The sequence below is a fragment of the Streptomyces beigongshangae genome (assembly GCF_019710745.1).
Taxonomy (GTDB): domain Bacteria; phylum Actinomycetota; class Actinomycetes; order Streptomycetales; family Streptomycetaceae; genus Streptomyces; species Streptomyces beigongshangae.
This window is the reverse complement of the sequence record NZ_JAHKJW010000041.1, coordinates 56,504-78,219: the sequence shown is the minus strand read 5'-3', so window position 1 is coordinate 78,219 and position 21,716 is coordinate 56,504. Positions and strand designations below refer to the sequence as shown.

General features: G+C 72.0%; 21 protein-coding genes. 11 read left to right on the top strand and 10 right to left on the bottom strand.

All coding sequences use genetic code 11. The annotated features are described in order from the left end of the window. From KM933_RS27565 to KM933_RS27555, 3 genes are all read left to right on the top strand, one after another. Positions 1-951: pectate lyase family protein (locus tag KM933_RS27565; RefSeq protein ID WP_221357019.1), on the top strand; the 951-nt coding region annotated here is incomplete at its 5' end. Between the two features lie 16 nt (positions 952-967). Then, positions 968-2,077 carry a pectate lyase family protein gene (locus KM933_RS27560; protein ID WP_221357017.1) on the top strand — a complete coding sequence of 370 codons (1,110 nt, stop codon included), beginning with the start codon at positions 968-970 and terminating at the stop codon, positions 2,075-2,077. A 157-nt stretch (positions 2,078-2,234) separates the two neighbouring features. Further along, complete coding sequence (locus tag KM933_RS27555; protein WP_221357015.1) at positions 2,235-2,906, top strand: HAD family hydrolase; 672 nt, start codon at positions 2,235-2,237, stop codon at positions 2,904-2,906. A gap of 246 nt (positions 2,907-3,152) precedes the next feature. On the opposite strand, the gene KM933_RS27550 is transcribed toward KM933_RS27555, so the two are convergent. Both KM933_RS27550 and KM933_RS27545 read right to left on the bottom strand, forming a co-directional pair. Beyond that, on the bottom strand, positions 3,153-3,452 hold the full coding sequence (locus KM933_RS27550) for a hypothetical protein (protein WP_221357006.1): 300 nt from the start codon (positions 3,450-3,452) through the stop codon (positions 3,153-3,155). A 117-nt stretch (positions 3,453-3,569) separates the two neighbouring features. Then, positions 3,570-4,877 (bottom strand): ROK family transcriptional regulator, encoded by a 1,308-nt coding sequence (locus tag KM933_RS27545; protein ID WP_221357004.1) that lies wholly within the window; start codon positions 4,875-4,877, stop codon positions 3,570-3,572. A gap of 167 nt (positions 4,878-5,044) precedes the next feature. On the opposite strand from KM933_RS27545, the gene KM933_RS27540 reads away from it, so the two are divergent. The 4 genes from KM933_RS27540 (at position 5,045) to KM933_RS27525 (ending at position 9,683) form a co-directional block, all read left to right on the top strand. After that, complete coding sequence (locus KM933_RS27540; protein WP_221357002.1) at positions 5,045-6,361, top strand: ABC transporter substrate-binding protein; 1,317 nt, start codon at positions 5,045-5,047, stop codon at positions 6,359-6,361. A gap of 7 nt (positions 6,362-6,368) precedes the next feature. After that, the gene (locus tag KM933_RS27535) at positions 6,369-7,358 is read left to right on the top strand and encodes a carbohydrate ABC transporter permease (protein WP_221357000.1); all 990 of its coding nucleotides are present in this window, start codon (positions 6,369-6,371) and stop codon (positions 7,356-7,358) included. Beyond that, a complete protein-coding gene (locus KM933_RS27530) occupies positions 7,351-8,259 on the top strand; it encodes a carbohydrate ABC transporter permease (RefSeq protein WP_221356998.1) in 909 nt (302 codons plus the stop codon). Before KM933_RS27535 ends, KM933_RS27530 begins: the two co-directional genes overlap by 8 nt. 65 nt (positions 8,260-8,324) lie before the next feature. Beyond that, the gene (locus tag KM933_RS27525; RefSeq protein ID WP_221356995.1) at positions 8,325-9,683 is read left to right on the top strand and encodes a GH1 family beta-glucosidase; all 1,359 of its coding nucleotides are present in this window, start codon (positions 8,325-8,327) and stop codon (positions 9,681-9,683) included. A 3-nt stretch (positions 9,684-9,686) separates the two neighbouring features. On the opposite strand, the gene KM933_RS27520 is transcribed toward KM933_RS27525, so the two are convergent. After that, positions 9,687-10,676, bottom strand: a complete 990-nt coding sequence (locus tag KM933_RS27520) for a phosphotransferase family protein (RefSeq protein WP_430727375.1) — start codon at positions 10,674-10,676, stop codon at positions 9,687-9,689. A 97-nt stretch (positions 10,677-10,773) separates the two neighbouring features. On the opposite strand from KM933_RS27520, the gene KM933_RS27515 reads away from it, so the two are divergent. The 4 genes from KM933_RS27515 (at position 10,774) to KM933_RS27500 (ending at position 14,212) form a co-directional block, all read left to right on the top strand. Further along, complete coding sequence (locus KM933_RS27515; protein ID WP_221356985.1) at positions 10,774-11,184, top strand: hypothetical protein; 411 nt, start codon at positions 10,774-10,776, stop codon at positions 11,182-11,184. 111 nt (positions 11,185-11,295) lie between these two features. Next, the gene (locus tag KM933_RS27510) at positions 11,296-11,790 is read left to right on the top strand and encodes an FBP domain-containing protein (RefSeq protein WP_221356984.1); all 495 of its coding nucleotides are present in this window, start codon (positions 11,296-11,298) and stop codon (positions 11,788-11,790) included. Positions 11,791-11,872: 82 nt separating this feature from the next. Continuing rightward, positions 11,873-13,120, top strand: coding sequence for an FUSC family protein (locus KM933_RS27505; RefSeq protein WP_221356973.1), 1,248 nt, complete (start codon positions 11,873-11,875; stop codon positions 13,118-13,120). 99 nt (positions 13,121-13,219) lie between these two features. Further along, positions 13,220-14,212 (top strand): hypothetical protein, encoded by a 993-nt coding sequence (locus KM933_RS27500; RefSeq protein ID WP_221356971.1) that lies wholly within the window; start codon positions 13,220-13,222, stop codon positions 14,210-14,212. Between the two features lie 70 nt (positions 14,213-14,282). Here the strand turns inward: KM933_RS27500 and KM933_RS27495 are convergent, their stop codons facing one another. The 7 genes from KM933_RS27495 to rhaS form a co-directional block, all read right to left on the bottom strand. Beyond that, entirely contained in the window at positions 14,283-15,011 is a 729-nt protein-coding gene (locus KM933_RS27495; protein ID WP_221356969.1) for a DUF2470 domain-containing protein, read from the bottom strand. A gap of 118 nt (positions 15,012-15,129) precedes the next feature. Continuing rightward, positions 15,130-16,041 (bottom strand): pentapeptide repeat-containing protein, encoded by a 912-nt coding sequence (locus KM933_RS27490; protein WP_221356967.1) that lies wholly within the window; start codon positions 16,039-16,041, stop codon positions 15,130-15,132. Positions 16,042-16,140: 99 nt separating this feature from the next. Next, entirely contained in the window at positions 16,141-17,442 is a 1,302-nt protein-coding gene (locus KM933_RS27485) for an alpha/beta fold hydrolase (protein ID WP_221356965.1), read from the bottom strand. Positions 17,443-17,579: 137 nt separating this feature from the next. Next, complete coding sequence (locus KM933_RS27480; protein WP_221356963.1) at positions 17,580-18,605, bottom strand: LacI family DNA-binding transcriptional regulator; 1,026 nt, start codon at positions 18,603-18,605, stop codon at positions 17,580-17,582. 79 nt (positions 18,606-18,684) lie between these two features. After that, positions 18,685-20,106: a BNR repeat-containing protein gene (locus KM933_RS27475; protein WP_221356961.1), complete on the bottom strand. Its 1,422-nt coding sequence runs from the start codon at positions 20,104-20,106 to the stop codon at positions 18,685-18,687. A 59-nt stretch (positions 20,107-20,165) separates the two neighbouring features. Further along, positions 20,166-20,486, bottom strand: a complete 321-nt coding sequence (locus tag KM933_RS27470; RefSeq protein ID WP_221356959.1) for an L-rhamnose mutarotase — start codon at positions 20,484-20,486, stop codon at positions 20,166-20,168. Positions 20,487-20,543: 57 nt separating this feature from the next. Continuing rightward, the gene (gene rhaS / locus KM933_RS27465) at positions 20,544-21,629 is read right to left on the bottom strand and encodes a rhamnose ABC transporter substrate-binding protein (protein WP_221356957.1); all 1,086 of its coding nucleotides are present in this window, start codon (positions 21,627-21,629) and stop codon (positions 20,544-20,546) included. Between the last annotated feature and the right edge of the window lie 87 nt (positions 21,630-21,716).

The following is a 21,716-nucleotide window of genomic DNA, read 5'->3' as shown; positions in this document are numbered from 1 at the left end:
CTGCCGACCGCCGGCGGCGACGGCCCGGCGTGGGCCGCCGCGTCCGCCGCCCGGCGGACGCGGGCCGTCCCGGTGGCGCAGAGCGCCGACGGCTTCGCGGGCATCGACGCGCACGGCCTGTCCGGCACCACCGGTGGCGCCGGCGGCCCGGTGGTCACCGTCACCGACGCCGAGACGTTCCTGGACTACTGCGACCGCAACGAGCCCTACGTCATCCAGGTCTCGGGCACCCTGCGCATCAGCAGCAAACAGGGCGTCCGCTCGGACAAGACCATCGTCGGACTGGGCGACGACGCGGAGATCACCGGCGGCGGCCTGGACATGTACCGCAGACAGAACGTGATCATCCGGAACCTGCGGTTCACCGGAGCCGACGACGACTCCCTCAGCATCCAGCAGTCCTCGCACCACATCTGGATCGACCACTGCACCTTCAGCACGGGTGCGGACGGCCTGATCGACATCGTGCGCGGCGCGGACTGCGTCACGGTCTCCTGGAACCACTTCCACGACCACAGCAAGACCATGCTGATCGGCCACTCCGACGCCAACGGCAGCCAGGACCGGGGCAGGCTGCGGGTCAGCTTCCACCACAACTTCTTCGACGGCACGGCCCAGCGCCATCCGCGCGTCCGCTTCGGCGAACCCGTGCACGTCTACAACAACTACTACCGCGGCAACACCCTCTACGGCGTGGCGTCCACCGAGGACGCGGGCGTACTGGTGGAGGGCAACCACTTCGAGGACGTCGCCCACCCGATCTACTCCGGCTACGACGAGAGCGGACCCGGCCGGGTGGTGGAGCGGAACAACGTCTACGTCGGTTCGGGGGCGCCCCAGACGCTGGGCACCGTGATCGAACCGCGCACCTTCTACGCGTACACCCTCGACGCCCCGTCGACCGTCCCCACCGTCGTCCAGGCCGGCGCCGGTGCCGGCCGGATCGCCTGAACCCGGAAGGCACACGATGCGCCGCAGCAGCACCCTCCTCCTCACGACCCTGGCCGCGCTGACCGCCACGGCCGTCGCTCCCTCACCCGCCTCCACCGCCTCGTCCGCCTCGTCCGCCTCGTCCTCATCGGCCTCATCGGCCTCATCGGCCTCATCGGCCTCATCGGCCTCATCGGCCGAACCGGCCGGGCCGACGGCCGCGGCGGAGGCGGCACCCGCCGGGTTCGCCGGTGTCGACGCCTGGGGTCAGGACGGCACCACCGGCGGAGCGGGCGGACCGACCGTGACCGTCTCCACCGCCGCGGACCTCATCGCCGCGGTCAAGGCCGAGGGCCCCCGTACCGTTCGCGTCGACGGCATGATCACCCTGCCCGCCGGGATGTACGACGTCAGCTCCGACAAGACGGTCGTCGGCGTCGGCGCGAGCTCCGGCATCACCGGTGGCGGCCTCAACATCGGCCTCCCGGTGAGCGACGCCGTCACCGCACCGCCCGCGAACGCCGTGCACAACGTCATCGTCCGCAACCTGACGTTCAAGAACGCCAGTGACGACTCCCTCAACATCCAGATGTTCTCGCACCACATCTGGATCGACCACAACGACCTGTCCGCCGGGTACGACGGGCTCCTCGACATCAAGCGGGGCTCCAGCTACATCACCGTCTCCTGGAACCACACCCACCACCACGCCAAGAACATGCTGCTGGGCCACTCCGACAACAACGGCGCCCAGGACACCGGCCGGCTGAAGGTGACCTACCACCACAACTGGTACGACCGCACCCCGCAGCGCAATCCGCGCACCCGCTTCGGCGACCCGGTGCACATCTACAACAACTACTTCCTCGACAACAGCGACACCGGCCCGGCCTGCAACGCGGACTCGGGCTGCTTCATCGAGGGCAACTACTTCGACGACGTCGAGGAACCCATGACCAACAGCTACTCAGGACCGGAGGGCAGCATCGTCGAACGGAACAACGTCTACGTCGGCGAGACCGGTGACCCGGTCACGGGCGGCAGCGTCGAGGACCCGGCGGACTACTACGACTACACCGTCGACGACCCGCAGACCGTCAGGGACACCGTGACGCGCGGCGCGGGCCCGGGCACCATCGGTCTCTGAGCCCGGTCTCCGAGCCCGGTCTCCGAGCCGCATCCCGTGCGTGCCCCGGCCCGGTGGGCCGGGGCACGCACGGGCCGCCGTGCGGAGCCCGGCCCGCCGGGTCACGCTGGAGGCAGGGAACCGGCGGAGGCACCGGACCACGGCGGAAGGACAGGGTATGGAGCGGGCAGCCGTGTTCGATGTGGACGGCACTCTCGCCGACACCAACCATCTGCATGTGACGGCCTGGTGGGAGGCGTTCCGGCAGGCCGGGCACCAGGTGCCGGCGCACGCCGTCCACCGGGCGGTGGGCCTCGGCTCGCACGACCTGATCGCGCACCTGCTGGGCGACGAGCGGGACCCCGGCGAGGACGACACGATCAGCGCCGCGCACAAGACCCTGTACGGCACGTACTTCGAGCGGCTGGCCCCGCTGCCGGACGCCGGGGACCTGCTGCGGCGTCTGGACCGCGACGGCTGGGCGGTCGTGCTGGCCACCTCCGCGGGCGGAGCGGAGCTCGCGGCGCTGCGGCGGGCCGTCGACGCCGACGACGTCATCCGGGCCACGGCGAGCTCCGACGACGTGGCCGAGGGGAAGCCCGCGGCCGAGCCGGTGGAGCACGCCCTGGACCTCGTGGGGGCCTCCGCCGGGCACTCCGTCCTCGTCGGTGACACGGTCTGGGACATGCGCGCGGGCACCCGGGCGGGCGTCCGCTGTGTGGGGGTGCTGTGCGGCGGCATCCCCCGCGCCGATCTGGAGGAGGCCGGGGCGGACGCCGTGTACCGGGACCCGGCCCATCTCCTCGCGTCCCTGTCCGGCAGTCCCCTGGCACCGGCGGGCCGGCGGTGACGCAGATCACCACGTCGGCCTTTCCGGCCTGGGAACACCCGTCGGTAGTTTCCCGTTAAATCAGCTGTGGGCAGGGAGCGGAGCGGCCCGCCGAGAGGCGACCGCCGTCCGTGGCCCCCCGCAAACGGCCCCGACCGCGATTCCCCCGTCCGGTCGGGGCCTTCCCCTTTTCACGTTTCACGTTTCACGCGTCCGCTTCCACTTCCACGCTCACTCCTCCACGACTTCGCGGGGCGGCGCGTCCGCTCAGCCGGAGGACTCCTCCGGCTCCGGGTCCTCGGGGTGCACCGTGCTCGTGTGCGATTCGCCCTGCCGGCCGGTACCCGCCTCGTCCGTGTCCGGGACGCCCGCGCCCGCCCCGGACTCCGGGCCGTCCTCCGCGGAGCCCTCGGCGGAGTCCGCGCCAGGGGGGACGTCGCCCCGTCCGGGCTCGGGCGGGGTGACGACGTCCCAGGGGTCCTCGCCCTCCTGGACCTGCTGGTCCGGCAGGTCCCGCGGCACGGGTCCGTCGTTCTCCCCGGGCGTCCTGGTCCCGTACTCGCTCACGGTGCGCTCCCCTGTTCCTCGGACGGAAACCGATCGTCGGACGGAAACTGATCGTCGACAAGGGTGCGGGTACCTGCCGGAACGCCCCGCCAAACCCGCCCGCCGGATGCGCGCAGGTCAGTACGGAGCACGCTCCTCCAGGGCCGCGCGCCAGGCGGGGAGCGGGGCGTCCCCCGCACCCGCGCCGGCGCGCCGGCCGCCGCGTGCGAAGAAGTCGGCCAGCGGGAGGATCGCCGCGCCCACCGTGACCGCGTCGGGGCCGAGGGCGCCGAGTTCGATGGTGACCCGCTCGGCGGGGTGGCGCAGCGCGTACGAGACGGCGTGGGCGCGGACGGCGGGCAGGAAGCGGGATCCCAGCTGGAGTCCGGCCCAGCCGCCGATGAGGATGCGTTCCGGCTGGAAGAGGTTGATCAGGTCGGAGAGCCCCGCCCCCAGGTACTCGGCGGTCTCCTCCAGCACGGCCAGCGCCACCGGGTCGGCCGCCCCGCCACCGTCCGCCGCCTCGTCGGAGGGGTGGGCGGCGGCCAGCATGGCGGTGAGCGCCGTCTCCTCGTCGACGCCCGCCGGCGGCCTCCCCCCCGCCTCCTCCCAGCGTTCCAGCAGGGCCTCGGCCCCCGCGTACGCCTCCAGACAGCCCAGCGCCCCGCACCGGCAGCGGCGCCCCCGGACCCGTACCGTGAGGTGTCCCCACTCCACGGCCCGGCCCAGCTCCACGTCGTCGGAGACGAGGCTGGCGCCCACACCCGAGCCGAACAGGACCACGACGGCGTTGCGCGCGCCGCGGCCCGCGCCGAACCACATCTCCGCCTGGCCGAGCGTCTTGGCGCCGTTGTCGGTGAAGTACGGGACGGACTCCGGGAGCCCGCAGGCGGTGCGGAGCAGGGACTCCAGCGGGACGGACGGCCAGCCGATGGTCTGCCCGTGCACCACGGCGCCCTCGGTCGCCGTGCGCTCCACTATGCCGGGGACACCGATGCCCACACCGAGCAGGCGTTCCGGGTCGATCGCGGCGGCGGCCAGGACCTCCGCGACGCCGTCGCGGATGTGGCCGACGATGACGCCCACGTCGTAGTCCCGGTGCTCCAGCGGCCGCTCGGCGCGGGCGAGCTCGGTCAGGGTCAGGTCGAAGAGCTCGATGCGGACGCGGGTCTCGCCGACGTCCACGCCGATCATGTGGCCGCTGGCGGGAGCCACCCGGAGCAGGGTGCGGGGGCGGCCGCCGTCGGAGTCGACGCTGCCCGCCTCCTCCACGAGGCCGTCGGCGACGAGGTCCGCCACGACGTTGCTGACGGAGCCGGAGCTCAGTCCGGTGGCCGGCCCGAGTTCGAAGCGGCTCATCGGTCCGTCGAAGTAGAGCCGTCTGAGCACCGCCGTGCGATTGCCCCGCCGCAGGTCACGCACCGTGCGCCCGTTCCGCCCCGCCATGTGGTTCCTTCCCGCCGGACCCCCGGCCTGCAAGATACCGCTGCGCCAACCCTTGACGCGACTTTCTCACGGGTCTTAACTCACGTCCTAAATTAAGCCGTGAGGGTCGTTCGGGAAGTGAACGCACGACGCCTCCCGCTCCCCCTCAGGAAGGGACGCCTGACGTCATGCGCAGAACCCGAGCCGCCGCCGCGAGCGCGGTCACCGTCTCCCTGCTGGCCGCCGTGACCGCCTGCGGCGGTGGCTCGTCGACGGACGGCGGGTCCAACGACTCGCCGAAGACGCTCACCTACTGGGCCTCCAACCAGGGCGCGAGCATCGAGGCCGACAAGAAGGTCCTCACGCCCGAGCTGAAGAAGTTCGAGAAGCGGACCGGCATCAAGGTCGAGCTGGAGGTGGTCCCCTGGTCCGACCTCCTCAACCGCATCCTCGCCGCGACGACCTCGGGCCAGGGCCCCGACGTCCTCAACATCGGCAACACCTGGTCCGCCTCCCTCCAGGCGACGGGCGCCCTGCTGCCGTGGGACGCGGAGAACTTCGACAGGATCGGCGGGAAGGACCGGTTCGTCGGGTCGGCGCTCGCCTCGGCGGGCGCGACCGGCTCCGACCCGGCGGCGGTCCCGCTGTACTCGATGGCGTACGCGCTCTACTACAACAAGAAGATGTTCGAGGACGCGGGGGTGGACGGACCGCCCGCCACCTGGGACGAGCTGGTCGCCGACGGGAAGAAGATCTCCAAGGGCGGCAAGTGGGCGCTGGGCGCCGAGGGCTCGAACCTGTCGGAGAACATCCACCACGTCTTCGTCCTCGCCAAGCAGCACGGCGCCGACTTCTTCGACGCGGACGGCAGGCCCGACTTCACCTCCGACGGGGCGGTGGCGGCGGTCAAGCAGTACGTCGACCTGATGGGCAAGGACAAGGTCGTCGCGCCCGGCAACGCCGAGTACGCGCAGAACCAGTCCCTCCAGGACTTCGCCAAGGACCGGACGGCGATGGTGCTGTGGCAGACGGCCGCGGCCACCCTCCAGGCCCACGGCATGAACGACGACGAGTGGGGCGTCGCGCCGGTGCCGGTGCAGTCCGGCACGCCGGGGGCCGGCACGGCCGTCAACTCTATGGTGGCGGGCATCAACATGGCCGTCTTCAAGAACACCGACAACGTCGACGGCGCCCTGGAGTTCGTGGAGTTCATGACGAGCGACGCCGAGCAGAAGCTGCTCAACAAGACCTACGGGTCCATCCCCCCGGTCAAGGCGGCCCAGGAGGACCCAGCGTTCAGCACGCCCGCCCTGAAGGTCATCCGGGACACGCTCGCCGGGAGCGCGGCCCCGCTGCCCCAGGTGCCGAACGAGTCCCAGTTCGAGACGGCGGTCGGCACGGCCGTGAAGGAGCTCTTCGCGGAGGCCGCGGCCGGACGCGCGGTGACCACGGCCTCGGTGAAGGAGAAGCTCGACGAGGCCCAGCAGCAGATGCCGAAGAAGTGAGCGCCCGATGACCGTGACCGCACAGCCCGCGGTCGGCGGGGAAGCACCGCCCGGTGCGCCGGGGTCCGTCCCGCGCCGCCGCACCGGGCGGGTACGCCGCAACGTCCTGCCGTATCTGCTCCTGCTGCCCGCCCTGCTGCTCGAACTCCTCGTCCACCTGGTGCCGATGGTGATCGGCATCGTCATGAGCTTCAAGGAGCTCACGCAGTTCTACATCCGCGACTGGGGCGCCGCACCCTGGGCGGCGTTCGACAACTACAGCCTGTCCGTGGACCTCGACGCGCCCGTCGGCGAGGCGCTGCTCCACTCGTTCTTCGTCACCTGCGCGTTCACCGTGCTCTCCGTCGGCCTGTGCTGGCTGATCGGCACGACGGCCGCGGTGTACATGCAGGAGAACTTCCGCGGCCGCGGGTTCCTGCGGGCCGTGTTCCTCGTCCCGTACGCGCTTCCGGTGTACGCGGCCGTCATCACCTGGGCGTTCATGTTCCAGCGGGACAACGGCCTGGTGAACCACGTGCTGCACGACCAGCTGGGCCTCACCGACGGCCCGTCCTTCTGGCTGATCGGCGACAACAGCTTCGTCGCGCTGCTCGTCGTGTCGGTGTGGAAGGGCTGGCCGTTCGCCTTCCTCATCGTGATGGCGGGTCTGCAGAACATCCCCAGGGAGCTGTACGAGGCGGCGTCGATCGACGGGGCCGGCCTGTTCCAGCAGCTGCGCCGCATCACGCTGCCGTCGCTGCGCCCGGTCAACCAGGTGCTGGTCCTGGTGCTCTTCCTGTGGACGTTCAACGACTTCAACACGCCGTACGTGCTGTTCGGCCAGGCCGCGCCGGAGGCCGCCGACCTGATCTCGATCCACATCTACCAGTCGTCGTTCGTGACGTGGAACTTCGGGACGGGGTCCGCGATGTCCGTACTGCTCCTGCTGTTCCTGCTGGTCGTGACCGGTGTCTACCTCGTCCTGACCTCCCGCGGACGGAGGACCGCCGATGCCTAGGACCACCACGCGGATCCCGGCGGCCCCGCCCGCCGGCAGGCCCGCGGCGGCGCGCTCTCCGATGGCCCCGCCCCGCTCCTTCGTCTGGTCGCGCCGCATCTTCCTGACACTGCTCACGGGCTTCGTCCTGCTGCCGGTGTACGTCATGCTGTCCAGCTCGCTGAAGCCGCTGCAGGACGTGTCGGGCGAGTTCCGGTGGCTGCCCAGCGGGCTGACGGTCCGCCCCTACATCGACATCTGGTCGACCGTTCCGCTGGCGCGGTACTTCGTCAACTCGCTGATCGTGGCGGGCGCGGCGACGGTCCTGTCGGTGGTGATCGCGATCTTCGCCGCGTACGGGGTGAGCCGCTACCGCTTCCGCGGCAAGCGCCTGTTCACCGTGACCGTGCTGTCCACCCAGATGTTCCCCGGGATCCTCTTCCTGCTCCCGCTGTTCCTGATCTACGTGAACATCGGCAACGCCACCGGTATCGCGCTGTTCGGCTCGCGGGCCGGGCTGATCCTCACGTATCTGACGTTCTCGCTGCCGTTCTCGATCTGGATGCTGATCGGGTACTTCGAGTCGGTGCCGCGCGACCTGGACGAGGCGGCGACGGTGGACGGCTGCGGGCCGCTCGGCGCGCTCTTCCGGGTCGTGGTGCCGGCCGCGGTGCCCGGGATCGTGGCCGTCGCGGTGTACGCGTTCATGACGGCGTGGGGCGAGGTGCTGTTCGCGTCGGTGATGACCAACGACACCACCCGCACACTCGCCGTCGGCCTCAAGGGCTACGCGACGCAGAACGACGTGTACTGGAACCAGGTCATGGCCGCGTCCCTCGTGGTGAGCGTGCCCGTGGTCGCCGGGTTCCTGCTGCTCCAGCGCTATCTGGTCGCCGGCCTGACCGCCGGGGCCGTCAAGTGACCGCTCCCCCCGTACCACCCGGTTCCCCCGCACTTCCCGCCCTTCCCCCCGTCGAAAGGACTTCTGTGACCATCGATCTCGCCGCATTTCCCCAGGACTTCCTGTGGGGCACGGCCACCTCGGCGTACCAGATCGAGGGCGCCGTGGCCGAGGACGGCCGTTCGCCCTCCATCTGGGACACCTTCTCGCACACACCGGGGAAGGTGGACGGCGGCGACCACGGGGATGTCGCCTGCGACCACTACCACCGGTGGCGCGAGGACATCGCCCTGATGCGGGAGCTGGGCACCAACGCGTACCGCCTGTCGGTCGCCTGGCCGCGGGTCGTGCCCGGCGGCGACGGCCCGGCGAACGCCAGGGGGCTCGACTTCTACGACGCGCTGGTCGACGGTCTGCTGGAGGCGGGCATCACCCCGTCGGTGACGCTCTACCACTGGGACCTCCCGCAGGTGCTGCAGGACCGGGGCGGCTGGTCCGGGCGCGACACGGCGCACCACCTGGCGGCGTACGCGGCGGTGGTGGCCGAACGCCTCGGCGACCGCGTCCGGCACTGGACGACCCTCAACGAGCCGCTGTGCTCGGCCTGGATCGGTCACCTGGAGGGCCTGATGGCGCCGGGCCTGACCGACCTCACGACGGCCGTCCGCGCCTCCTACCACCTGCTCCTGGGCCACGGTCTCGCCACCCAGGCGATCCGCGCCGCGTCCCCCGGCGCCCAGGTGGGCATCGTCAACAACCTCTCCAGCATCGAGGCCGCCACCGAGCGGCCGGAGGACGTCGCGGCGGCCCGCCGCATGGACGGCCACACCAACCGCTGGTGGCTCGACCCGGTCCACGGCCGCGGCTTCCCGGCGGACATGCGCGAGGTGTACGGGGTCGAACTGCCGGAGCGCGAGGGCGACCTGGCGACCATGGCGCAGCCGCTGGACTGGCTGGGCCTGAACTACTACTTCCCGTCGGCCGTCGCGGACGACCCGGCGGGCCCGGCGCCGTACGCGGCCGACGTCCCCCGCCAGGGGGTCCCGCGCACCGCCATGGGCTGGGAGGTCGACGCGGCGGGCATCGAGAGCCTGCTGCTGCGCCTCACGCACGAGTACGGCGCCCGCAGGCTGTACGTCACCGAGAACGGCTCCGCCTACCCGGACGTCGTACGCCCCGACGGCACCGTCGACGATCCCGAGCGCACGCGGTACCTCGAACAGCACCTGGCGGCCTGCGCCTCCGCGGTCCGCAAGGGGGCGCCGCTCGCGGGCTACTTCGCCTGGTCGCTGCTGGACAACTTCGAGTGGGCGTACGGCTACGACAAGCGGTTCGGGCTCGTCCACGTCGACTACCCCACGCAGCGGCGCACGGTGAAGGGCAGCGGGCGCCGGTACGCGGAGATCATCCGGCAGCACGGCGGGCGGGAGCGCAGGGCCGCCTGAGCCTCAGGACCCGGCGAGTTCGTCCAGGGCCGCGACGAGTTCCGGGGCCACCACGTCCCGGAGCCAGGCGTCGTGCTCCTCCCCCATGGCGCGCGGGACGGTCTCGACGAGCATGATCAGGTAGAGGTAGCTGCGGTAGAGGGCCAGCCGGAGGCGGTCCGGGCGGGTGAACCCGGCCCGTCCGCCCGCCTCCCGGTACCCGCGCAGGAAGTCCTGGTCCTCCTCGACGCCGCCGAACAGCCCCAGGGACACGAAGTCGGCGAGGGGGTCGCCCCAGAACATCCGCTCGCCGTCGATCAGTCCGCCGATCCGGGGTCCACCGGAACCGGCCGGACGCTCCACGAGGATGTTCCCCCGCCACAGGTCGAAGTGGACCAGCCGCGGGACGGTCACGTCGTCGAGGAGGTGGTGGGCGCGGGCGGCCGCACGGGCCGCCTCCTCCGGTGTCCGGGGCAGCCAGGCCCCGTACCGCCGGGCGTCGTCCAGTACGGCCGCGTACATGGCACCGAAGGCGGAGCGCCAGTCGGCGGCCAGGGGGCCCAGTGCCCCGGACGGGTAGCCGAAGCGGGTTCCGGTCACCGTGTGCAGCCGGGCCACCTGGCGTCCCAGCTCGGTGCGCAGGGACGCCTGTTCACCGGCGGTGAGACCGCCGTCCCACATGTCGCCGGGACAGGCGGTCATCAGCAGGTGCCGCCCGGCCGGCGCGGACGCCTCGAAGGATGCGGTCACCACCCTCGGCACGGGCACACCGACCGCGGCGGCCGCCCGGTAGAACTCGGCCTCCGCGACGAGCAGATCACGCTCGTGGCTCAGTCCGGGTGCCGTCTCCGGAGGAGGGGTCTTCAGCACGTACCGGCTCCCGTCGGTGAGGAGCACCTCCTCGACGGTGTTGTACGTCCCGCCGCTGAGCGCCCGGCACCGGGCGAGCCGCTCCGCCGGGATCCCGCCCGCCTCCAGGACCCGCCCGACCCGCTCCCGCGACACATCCACCACCCCGTCACCCGCCGTCCAGGGTAGGCATCCTAGGGGCGCACCCGTCCCGCTCCGCCCGCCCGGCACCCCGGTCGGGCGGAGCGCCTAAGCTCACCGCATGGAACAGAGCGAGATCATCCTCCGAGCGATCGGCGTCCTGACCGAGACACAGGAAATGGTGCGCAGGCTCAACGAGGAGACCGAGATCGACCTGGACGCCGGCGAGGCCCAGCTGGGCAGGCTGGTGACCGAGGTCTTCCCGTCGGTCGAGGTCCCCGGCGACGCGACCCCCGCCGAGGCGGGCCAGGCCGTCATCGACGCCCTGATGCCCGCGGCCATCTCCCTCGTGGGCGCGTTCGCCTTCCTCTTCTCGGAGCTCGCGGACGTCCACGACACGGGCCGTTCCGACGTCAAGAGCACCGAGCTCCTGCGGACCCTCGCGCTGCGTCTGTCCGACACGGACCCGGGCACCGGGCCCGACGCGGGTTCCGGAACAGGTCCCGGGGCAGGTCCCGGCGGCGCGGCCTAGCGCTCCCGGAAATCCATTGGCTCTCCCCGGATCGGCTACGTAGCCTAGGCCAGAACCTAATTACCTTAGGTTCGGCAGCCTCTGCCTCCGACGCCCGCAGGAGACCCCGCCGTGCAGCCGCTCACCGAACAGGACATCCGCGCCTCCTTCATCAACTGTTCCAAGGGAGAGGCCGGACGGCTGGCCGTGCCGCGCGACCTGGCGGACCGGCCCTGGGACGACCTGGACTTCCTCGGCTGGCACGACCCCGGGGCGCCGGACCGCAGCTACCTGGTGGCCGAGCAGGCCGGCCGGCCCGTCGGCGTGTCCCTGAGGTTCCCCTCCCGGCAACGGGGCCTCCTGCACCGCAGCATGTGCTCGCTGTGCCTGACCACCCACCCCGGGAACGGCGTCCGCCTGATGACCGCCCGCAAGGTGGGCGCGGCCGGCCGCGAGGGCAACTCGGTCGGCGTCTACATGTGCGCCGACCTGGCCTGCTCCCTCTACGTACGCGGCAGGAAGTCACCCGGGCCCGGGTCGCGCTTCGAGGAGACCCTGACCGTGGAGGAGCAGATCAGCCGTACGAACGGCCATCTGGCGGCCTTCCTGGACCGGCTGCGCTCCTGACCGGCCGGGCGGTACGCGCGGTCGACGGAGCCACGCCCTCCGGATGTGTTCGACACGGCCGTCGAACGGGAAGTGGCCAAGGATGCGAGATGTACGTGAAGCATGGGCGGCCGGTGCCGCCCAGGTGACGAAGTGGCGCCAGGAACCCGTGATCGTCCAGACGGTCCGCTCGTCGGCGGCCGCGACCCTGGCGTACGTGGTCGCCCTGCACTTCAGCCCCGAAGCCGCTCCGCTCACCGCTCCCCTGACCGCGCTCCTCGTCGTCCAGGTCACGCTCTACTCCACCCTCACCACCGGGGTGCGGCGGGTGAACTCGGTGGTGGCCGGCGTCCTCGTCGCCATCGGCTTCAGCGCCCTGGTGGGGCTGACCTGGTGGAGTCTGGGCCTGCTCATCCTGGCCTCGCTGGCCGTCGGGCACCTGGTGCGGGTCAGCGAGTTCGTGCCCGAGGTGGCGATCAGCGCCATGCTGGTCCTCGGCGTCACCCGCCACGGCGACACGGCCTGGGCGCGGATCCTGGAGACGGTGATCGGCGCCTTGGTCGGGCTCGGCTGCAATCTGCTGTTCGCTCCCCCGGTGTGGGTCGGTGCCGCCGGTGAGTCCATCGAGGACCTGGCGCGCCGGATGCGGCAGTTGATGCGGCGCGTCGGCGAGGAGGCGGCCGGCCGCACACCGGTGGCCGTCGCGGCCGAACGGCTCCACGAGGCGCGCCGGCTCGACCACGACATCGTCGACGTGGACGCGGCCCTCAAGCAGGCCGAGGACAGCCTGCGGCTCAACCCGCGCGTACGGGAGGGCCTGCTGCACCGGGTCGTCCTGCGCACCGGTCTCGACACGCTGGAGATCTGCACGGTGGTCCTGAGGGTGCTCACCCGCACCCTCACCGACCTCGCCAAGGAGCACGAGCCCGGGCCGCTGTTCGAGCCGCGCGCCGGGGCGACGTTCGAGCAGCTCCTGTCGCAGGTCGGGGACGCCGTGGTCAGCTTCGCCGTGCTGGTCACCACCGACGTCAGCCGCAGCGCCGAGTCGGCCGAGTCCCGGCTCGCCTCGGAACTGGCCGCCGCGACGGCCACCCGCGACAAGCTGGCCGAGCTCCTGCTGGACGAGGTGCAGCGGGACGCACGGCAGTGGCAGCTGTACGGGGCCGTGGTCACCGAGGTCACCCGGATCCTCGACGAGCTGGACATGGAGCACCGCTCCCGCCGGCTCCTGGAGGAGCTGGACCGCTGCACCCGTGAACAGCGCGAGCGCATGCCCCGCCTCGACCGCCTGAACCGGCGGCTGCGCTCCGCGAGGCGGAACCACCCGGCTGCTTCGGGCCGTGTCGAGTGACGTACCGGGCATCGCACGAGGGCGCGAAGACGCGAAGGTACGGAAGACGCGAAGGTACGGAAGGTACGAAGGCGCGAAGGCGCGAAGGAGGGAGTGCGGATGGCCGACGGCACCGTGCGGATCGACGGGAACTCGCTGCTGCTGCCGGGCGGTGTGCGGGTCCGGTTCGTCCGCACCCTGCGCCTGCCCGAGACGGGCACGCACGCACTGCCCCCGGGGCTCGGCGAGTTCCCGCTGCGGCGGGTGGCGGACCACCCCGGCACGGTGCCCGCCGCCTGGCGGGACCGGGGCGGGGTGATGCTGCCGGTCCATCCGCGTGAGGCGATGTGGCTGAACTTCGGCGGCACGACGGAACCGGCGGCGCTGCAGGTGGGCGTGGGCGGGGTGTGCGCGGTCTCCGGCGGGCCGTGGGGTTCCCGGCCCGCGCGGGATCCGCAGAACTACGTGGTGCTGCCCCGTCAGCCGTGGCTCGACGGCATCAACTCCGGGAGGGGCACGGTCCGTCAGTTCGTGGCGGTGCCGCTCGGGCTGGGAGCCACGGTCGAGGGCCAGGTGACCGGCGAGGAGGTGTGGGGCGGCGTACAGCTGCGGTCGTTCCCGCTGAACGACACCGCGCTGCGGACGTGGCGGGAGGCGCAGCGCCGGCTGGCGCGGACGGGGCGGGGGCAGCGGGCCCGGTCGGCGGCGGGCGGCCCCGGTGCCCCGGCCGCGGCGGCGACGGGGCTCGGCGTGGGCGGTTCGATGCGGCAGGAGGTCTACCGGGACGACCGGCCGTTGTCCGACTGGTCGACGACCGCGGCCGGGCAGGTCTTCGTCCACCTCGTGACGGCGCCGGAGTGGCGGCGCATCACCGGTGAGGCTCCCCCGCCGTCACCCGTCGACCGCGCGGCCTACACCCGCGCCGGGCTGCCCTGGTTCGACTACCACGACCGGGACGGCGTGGACCTGGACCCCGCGGACGGGCTCGGCGCGGTCGAGCCCGTCGGCGAGTGGCTCGGCGACGACCACGCACCGTGGCAGCCGCCGTCGCCCGGCCAGGTGGAACCGCTGGGCGACGCACCGGGCTCACCGGCCGGTGACGGCGGCCGGTGAGCCCGGACCGCGGTGCGGGGCGGGGCGGCGGTTCAGCGCGGTCGGACGGTTCGCGGCGGGCGCGTCCGCGTCACCCGTCGCGTTCCGTGCGCGTGCGCTGCAGCGCACGCGGGCAGCCGCCGGCGCCGCTCGCCCGGGCGAGCAGGACGTGCATGCGCTCGGTGAGCTGCCCGACGTCGTCCGCGGGCAGGTGGAAGGGCAGGCGTACGTCGCCGTGACCGCGGGCGCGTTCGATGCGCAGCGTCAGCCCGTGGCGGTCGACGGCGAGCGGCTGCACCCGTACGGCGCCGTGCAGGCTGTCCGGTTCGACGAGCCGGGTCAGCCGTTCCACGGCGTCCGGGTGGGCGTCGGCGAGGTGGGTGAGCAGCTGCGCCTCCGCGAGGGCCAGCGGGTCGGGCTCCGCGGCGGCGTACTCGTCGAGGCCGACGAGGACCGCCCCGCCGGGCTCGCGCAGCACGACGCGTGTCGGGTGGAACACCAGGTGCCCGTCCTCGGGCGCGAACCAGCCCGCCATCCACAGGCGTGCGCGGATGCGGTGGCGCACGGGGACGGGTGCGACGTCGGCGAACTCCAGGACGGCGGACGGCTCGCCGCGCGGTGCGCAGATCGCGGCCGTGGCGAGCGCGCTGTCGTCCGGCAGGTGCAGCAGCACCCGGCCGTCCTCCGCGACGGTGTGCACCCCGATGAACTCCTCCCGGCCGCCTTCCGCGGTCACCGCGCAGGACCACGCCGCGGCGAGCACCGACCTGGCACGTCGAGCCGTGGCCGGTGCGGCCGTCGAGCTGTGACGGTCACCCATCCCATAACCTCCATTAGGTAAGCCTTGCCTAACCTATCGAAGATCAGGGTGTACGCCAACCACGCGGCGCCGTTCGTGGCGCGTTCGTGTCACTCGGGCCGCCGGCGGGCCGCCGGACTCACGCGGTCCAGTGGCCGGGGCGGGCCAACGACGCCGGGAGCCCGGTACCGGCGCCGCCCCTGGCCGCGTCGAGCTGCGGCTGGGTGAGGAAGAGGGCACCGGTGAGGTCGGCGTCGGTGAGGTCGGCGTCACGCAGGTCGGCGCCGATCAGGTCCGCGCCACGCAGGTCGGCGCCCGTCAGGTCCGCGGCGATGAGGTACGCGCCGCGCAGGTCGGCACCCCGCAGGTCCGCGCCCCTGAGCCGGGCGCCCATCAGGTCGGCGCCCCGGTACTCCTTCTTCTTCCTGGACTTGGGCCTCCTGCGCCCCTTGTCCTTGCCGCCCTTGCCTTCCGTGTCACCCGTGTCACCCTCGGCGTCCCGGGCGGCGGCGGCGCGGGCCAGCTCGCTGGTGCGCAGCAGCAGGACGTTGACGTCCTGGCGGACCACCGCCACGTCCAGCCCGGCCAGTTCCTCCGGGGGCCGGCGGGTGAGCGCATCGGTCCGGTCGAGCGCGCGGCGCAGGTCGGGGTGGACCGGGCGGGCCGCGGGCACACCCAATGCCTCGGTGAGGTACCGGAGCAGTTCCTGGAGCTGCCGCACGGTCCGGAACACGTCGAACATCAGCCGGGCGCGCTCCCCCGACCCCGAACGCCAGTCCTCACCGCCGAAGGTGAGCTGCGAGACCTTCTGGCCGGCGCCGAAGCAGTCGTAGACCGTGCAGCCGTTGAGACCGCGCTGCCGCAGTTCCGTGTGGACGCCGCAGCCGAAGTCCGCACGGAGGTTCCGGCACGGGCTCCCGGCCTCCTTGTCGAACGCGAAGTCCGCCGAGGCGGTGAAGGGCAGCGCGACACAGCACAGGCCGAAGCACCGCGCGCAGTCCGCCGTCAGTTCCGCGGGGGCGGGTACCGTGCTGCCGGGTTCGTCTCGCATGTCCCCCAGCCTACGCAGCGCGTGGCCCCGCCGATCATGGGGTCCGCCGGCGCCCGGCGCGTCCCTCGGACCTCGTCCCGCCCCGGACTTCGTCCCGCCTCAGACCTCGTCCCGAGCCAGGGCCAGCAGGCGGTCCAGGACCCTCGGGCCGCCCGCCCGCACGCCGTCGTGTTCGAACTCGTCCGTCACGTACGTGCGCAGGCCGCGGATCGTACGGGCCGTCTCCAGGGAATGGGCGGTGTCGACGTACATGTCGTCGTGGTAGACGGCCGCGGCGACGGGGACCTCGTTGGCGGCGAGGCGGTCGGCGTCGTACAGGACGGGCCAGTCGGTGCGCCCGGCGAGCAGGTCGGCCGTTTCCCGCAGGGGCCGCAGGGCGGGGTCGCAGTCGAAGGTCCAGGGGTGGATCGACTCACCGGTGAAGAGGAGCGGGCCGTCGCCCGCGAGGGTCTTGGCCGCGTCGAACTGGGGGAAGTCGGCGCGGACCCGCTCGGCGGACCAGGCGGTGGGACGGTCGCCCTGGGCGTAGCACGCCTCGTGGACCAGCGCGTACAGGGGATGCCCGGCGAAGGAGAGCTGGGACCGGACCTCCTCCTGGAAGGCGTCGGAGAGGGCCGGTCCCTGAGCGGTGCGGACGAAGGCGTTCTCCAGCAGGTAGTGCAGCCGGTGGGTGCCCTCGCCGCCGCCGAGGAGGATGCCGAGGGACTGGAATGCCTCGACGGTGAGCCGGTAGCCGCCGTTCAGGACCGTTTCGTGCGTCAGGAGGTGCTCGGCGATCCGCCGGGCCCGCTCGACGTCCTGGGGGTAGCGCGCGTAGTGCGCGGCGACCTTGCGCTCGATACGGGGATAGGCGGCCCGGTAGACGTCGTCGGCGTGGCCGTGGAGGGTGGGCAGCCCTCCGGTGATCAGGGCGGTGCTGAGGCCCTCGGGGGCGGCGGAGAGGTAGTGGGTCGCGCAGAAGCCGCCGAAGCTCTGGCCGAGGACGGCCCAGGGGGCGCCGCCGGTGACGGCCGGGCGGATCGCCTCGCAGTCGCGGACGATGGAGTCGGCGCGGAACAGGGCGAGGTGGTCGGCCTGTTCCCGGGGACCGCCGCGCAGTGGGAGGGTCTGCCGGTTGGCGGGCGTGGAACTGCCGGTGCCGCGCTGGTCCAGGAGCAGGACGCGGAACTCCTCCAGGGCACGGCCGAGCCATGCCTGCCTGCCGACGAAGCGGTTGGCGCCGAAGCCCGGACCGCCCTGCAGGTACACCAGCCAGGGCAGGTCCCGGTCCACCCGGTCGCTCGCGACCACTTCACGGGCGTACAGCTCGATCGTCTCCCCGTCGGGGACGTCGTGATCGAGGGGCACGGTGAACCGGCGGTCGCTGAGGACGACACCGGGCTGACGGTAACTGGCACTCAAAAGGGGCTCCCGAGACGGACGGATTCCTGACCGCGACCCAGTTCAGCACAAGTCCTCCGGCGAGCCGAGAGCGGGGATCAAGAAATCGTACTGACCGGCTGATCAGGCCGCCGGCCGCGAACGTACTGAACGACCGCTCAGCGCGGCAGCAGACTCGATCGCCGGACCACCAGTTCCGGCTGGAGCACCACGCGCCGGTGCTGGTGCGGGACGGGCGCCGTCCCGGCCCCGGTCTCCTCCAGGAGCAGTTCCGCGGCGAGCGCGCCCATGGTGACGGCGGGCTGCCGCACCGAGGTCAGCGGGACGGCCGCCGCGGCCGCGAACTCGATGTCGTCGTAGCCGACGATCGCGAGGTCGTCCGGGACGCCCACACCGGCCGCGAACATCGCCTGCAGGACGCCGAGGGCGAGCAGGTCGTTGGCGCAGAAGACGGCGGTCGGGCGCTCGGCCAGCCCGAGGAGCCGGGCTCCCGCGTCACGGCCGGCGGCCACGTCGAGCCGCTCGGTGGGCAGTTCGCGCAGGCACTCCGGGCCCAGTCCCGCCTCGGCCAAGGCGTTCAGGGCGCCGGTACGGCGGTCCGTGACCTGGGTGAGTCCGGGCGGGCCGCTCACGTACGCGATGGAGCGGTGGCCCGCGTCGACGAGGTGCCGTACGGCGAGGGCGCCCCCCGCGACGTCGTCCACGGACACCGAGCACTCCGTGGTGCCCTGCGCGACGCGGTCGACGAGGACGAAGGGGATGCCGTGGCGGCGGAACGCGTCTATGTTGCGGCCGGTCGCGTCGGCGGGGGTCAGCAGGACCCCCCGCACCCGCTGCTCGGCGAAGAGCGACAGGTAGTCGGCCTCCTCGCCGGCGCTCTGCGCGCTGTTGCAGACCATCACACCGAGCCCGGCCTCGCGGGCCGCCCGCTCGGCGCCGCGCGCCACGTCCACGAAGAAGGGGTTGCCCATGTCGAGGACGAGCAGGCCCATGATCCGGCTGCGCCCGGCGCGCAGCTGGCGCGCCGACTCGCTGCGGACGTAGCCGAGCCGGTCGATCGCGGAGAGCACGCGCGCGCGGGTCCCGGAGGCGACCGTGTCAGGGCGGTTGATGACGTTCGAGACCGTGCCGACGGAGACTCCGGCGACTCGGGCGACGTCCTTGATACCCACCGACTGGGCCATCAGGCGGTTACCTCCGGGGGAACGGGGAGTGGTGGGCACGCAGTCACATTACCCGCGCGCCCACCCGGAACGGACTCCGTCACGCGGGCAGTCCGAAGTCGATGACACGGAGCGCCGAGGGCGTCGTACCAGTGGACTTGACCTGGTACAGGATGGACAGCACGCCGTCCTGGGCGATCCTCGTCTCGTCGACGACGACCTCGCCGAAGGCGTTCAGCCCGCCGCCGTCGAACAGGGTCGTCCAGTCCGTGTGCCCGGAGGCGGCGGACGCGGCGGCGATCCGCCCGAAGGGCAGGACGGCGTACGCGTTGTCGTACCTGTCGAGGACCAGCCGGGTGCGCTGACTGGAGTTCAGGGGGACCGGTATCTCGGTCTTGCGCCAGGTGCCGGTGGCGGTCCTGCGGACGTGGAAGGCACGCCCGTTGGCCCTCCGGTCGCCGGCGTAGTCCGTGGTGCACTGCCCGAAGCGGCCCGGTACGTAACTGATGATCGCGTGCGGCCGGCCGGCGGAGTCGGTGGCCTGGCTCTCCTGGTTCATCAGGGAGTGGTCCGGGCCGAGGGGGTCCACCACCAGGCCGCTGTCGGTGACGGCGACCTTGTCGGAGCCGCCGGTGGTGCCGACGACCGCGCCGGCGTCGTTGCGCCAGGTGCGGCCGCGGTCGTCCGAGTGGACGTAGCCGGTGTCGTGGTTGGTGAGGCCGCCGGGGCTGCACATCACCGCGCCGTTCTGCTCGCGCCAGGTGAAGAAGGAGTGCAGCCGGCCGTTGCGGTCGTAGTCGATGCCGTGCAGGTACATGTTGCGGACGGTGCTGGAGCCGTGCGCGCTGGTGTACGTGCCGGTCGAGCTGCTCCACTCGCCGAGGTCGGTCCACGTACTGCCGTTGTACTCGGCGAGCGCGTGGCGGCCGTTGCCCGAGACCCCGGTGCGGTAGCTGAGCTGGAGCCTCCCGTCGGGCACGGCGACGAACTGCGGGTAGGTGAACTGCGAGGTGAGCGGGAGCCCGTCCAGGGTGGACCGCGGCGCGCCGAACCGGCTCGCGGTCCAGGACAGACCCGCCGGATCGTCCATGAGCCCGGCCACCGACTTCACGTAGGTGAAGCCGTCGCTGTGGGAGTCCATGTTGAGGTGCAGGCGCCCGTCGGTCTTCGAGAGCCCCATGGAGATGACGTTGTGGGAGTCGTCGTAGCGCAGGGTGTGCCCGACCTTCACGGTCGACCAGGTGCTCGCGCCGAGCGCCCGGCGGCCGACGACGGCGTTGCGGTCCGCGGTGTACCAGACGGCGTACTGGTACCCCTTGTGGGTGAGCAGGCCGTTCTTCTGGAACGAGTTGTTGTTGACCAGGCCGTCGTAGGAGACGAAGTAGACGGCCCGCTCGTCGAGTGTGGTGGTGGCTCTCCGGGTGACCGAGGGGCCGGGGGCGGCCGCCCCCGCGGTACCGGCGAGGGCGGGACCCGCGGCGGCGGAGAGCAGGGCGGTCGTGAGCAGGGTGCGTCTCTTCATGTCCGGGCCTCCCGGGCGTGTGGGGACGAGGAGAACGAGCGTGGGAAGAGCACGGTGGGTCAGTCGAGGTGGAACACCTCGGCGAGCGGTTTCATGGCCTCGTCGGGACGGGCGCCGTCCAGCGATTCGAAGAACGGCGCCATCTCGGCCTGCCAGCGGGCGTTGACCCCGGTGGCCTCCATGCCGGCCTGCGCGGCGGCGAAGTCCTCGGTCTCCAGGTACCCGACCAGCAGACCGTCCTCGCGCAGGAAGAGCGAGTAGTTGTGCCAGCCGGTGGCCGAGAGCGCCTCCCGCATCTCGGGCCACACGGTGGTGTGCCTCTCGCGGTACTCGTCGAGCCGGTCCTCGCGGACCTTGAGCAGGAAACAGACGCGCTGCATGAAGTACCGCTCCGGGGTCGTGGGGGGGTGCCCGTCGTCAGAAGCTGTCAGAAGCTGTCAGAAGTCGAACTGGTCGATGTTCTTCGCGTTGAACACGGTCGGCTTGCCGAGGTTGATCACACCGTCCTTGCCGATGGTGTACTCGCCCATGCCGCCGGCCTTGAAGGTCTCGCCCTCCTTGCCGCTGATCTGGCCGGAGACCAGCGCGACGGAGGTGCGGGCGGCCAGCTCGCCGAGCTTCGCCGGGTCCCACAGCTCGAAGGCCTCGACGGTGCCGTTCTTCACGTACTTGCGCATGTCGTTGGGGGTGCCGAGGCCGGTCAGCTTGACCTTGCCCTTGTACTTGGAGCCCGACAGGTACTGGGCGGCGGCCTTGATGCCCACGGTGGTCGGGGAGATGATCCCCTTCAGGTTCGGGTGCTCCTGGAGGAGGCCCTGGGTCTGCTGGAAGGACTGCTGGGCGTCGTCGTTGCCGTAGGCGGTCTTGACCAGCTTGATGTCCTTGTACTTCGGGTCCTTCAGCTCGTCCTTCATGAAGTCGATCCAGGTGTTCTGGTTCGTCGCGGTCTGCGCCGCGGACAGGATCGCGATCTCGCCCTTGTAGCCGATCTGCTCGGCGAGCAACTGCACCTCGGTACGGCCCAGGTCCTCGGCGCTGGCCTGCGAGACGAAGACGTTGCGGCAGTCGGCCTTGGTGTCCGAGTCGTAGGTGACGACCTTGATGTCGTTCTTCATGGCCTGCTTGAGCGCGGTGCACAGGGCGCCCGGGTCCTGCGCGGAGACGGCGATGGCGTCGACCTGCTGCTGGGTGAGCGTGTTGACGTAGGAGACCTGGCCGGAGGTGTCGGTGCCGCTGCTGGTGCCGACCTCCTTGTACTTCGAGCCCAGCTCGATCAGGGCCTTCTCGCCGCCCTTGTCGGAGGAGGTGAAGTACGGGTTGTTGACCTGCTTCGGCAGGAAACCGACGGTCAGGCCCTTCTTGGTGGCCGCGTTCGGGTCGGCCTTGCCGGCCGAGGCGTTCGACCCGCCCTCTTTCTCGACGTCGTCCTTGGAGGTGCCACCGCCGCAGGCGGTGAGGGCCAGGGCCAGGGAGGTGGAGGCGGCGAGAACGGCACAGGCTCGACGGACGGAGGACTTGCGCATGGTGGGTCCTTTACAAGGGTGAGTACGGTGGGTGCCCCGAAGGGGCGCGGGACTGTGTTCATGTGCGGCTCAGCCGCGGGGTGCGAT

Bases quoted from the DNA above. Each gene is read 5' to 3' on its own strand.
- KM933_RS27560 (WP_221357017.1), top strand. From the start codon at position 968: ATGCGCCGCAGCAGCACCCTCCTCCTCACGACCCTGGCCGCGCTGACC.
- KM933_RS27555 (WP_221357015.1), top strand. From the start codon at position 2,235: ATGGAGCGGGCAGCCGTGTTCGATGTGGACGGCACTCTCGCCGACACC.
- KM933_RS27545 (WP_221357004.1), bottom strand. From the start codon at position 4,877: ATGGCGGGGCGGAACGGGCGCACGGTGCGTGACCTGCGGCGGGGCAAT.
- KM933_RS27540 (WP_221357002.1), top strand. From the start codon at position 5,045: ATGCGCAGAACCCGAGCCGCCGCCGCGAGCGCGGTCACCGTCTCCCTG.
- KM933_RS27535 (WP_221357000.1), top strand. From the start codon at position 6,369: ATGACCGTGACCGCACAGCCCGCGGTCGGCGGGGAAGCACCGCCCGGT.
- KM933_RS27530 (WP_221356998.1), top strand. From the start codon at position 7,351: ATGCCTAGGACCACCACGCGGATCCCGGCGGCCCCGCCCGCCGGCAGG.
- KM933_RS27515 (WP_221356985.1), top strand. From the start codon at position 10,774: ATGGAACAGAGCGAGATCATCCTCCGAGCGATCGGCGTCCTGACCGAG.
- KM933_RS27505 (WP_221356973.1), top strand. From the start codon at position 11,873: ATGCGAGATGTACGTGAAGCATGGGCGGCCGGTGCCGCCCAGGTGACG.
- KM933_RS27500 (WP_221356971.1), top strand. From the start codon at position 13,220: ATGGCCGACGGCACCGTGCGGATCGACGGGAACTCGCTGCTGCTGCCG.
- KM933_RS27495 (WP_221356969.1), bottom strand. From the start codon at position 15,011: ATGGGTGACCGTCACAGCTCGACGGCCGCACCGGCCACGGCTCGACGT.
- KM933_RS27490 (WP_221356967.1), bottom strand. From the start codon at position 16,041: ATGCGAGACGAACCCGGCAGCACGGTACCCGCCCCCGCGGAACTGACG.
- KM933_RS27480 (WP_221356963.1), bottom strand. From the start codon at position 18,605: ATGGCCCAGTCGGTGGGTATCAAGGACGTCGCCCGAGTCGCCGGAGTC.
- KM933_RS27475 (WP_221356961.1), bottom strand. From the start codon at position 20,106: ATGAAGAGACGCACCCTGCTCACGACCGCCCTGCTCTCCGCCGCCGCG.
- KM933_RS27470 (WP_221356959.1), bottom strand. From the start codon at position 20,486: ATGCAGCGCGTCTGTTTCCTGCTCAAGGTCCGCGAGGACCGGCTCGAC.
- rhaS (WP_221356957.1), bottom strand. From the start codon at position 21,629: ATGCGCAAGTCCTCCGTCCGTCGAGCCTGTGCCGTTCTCGCCGCCTCC.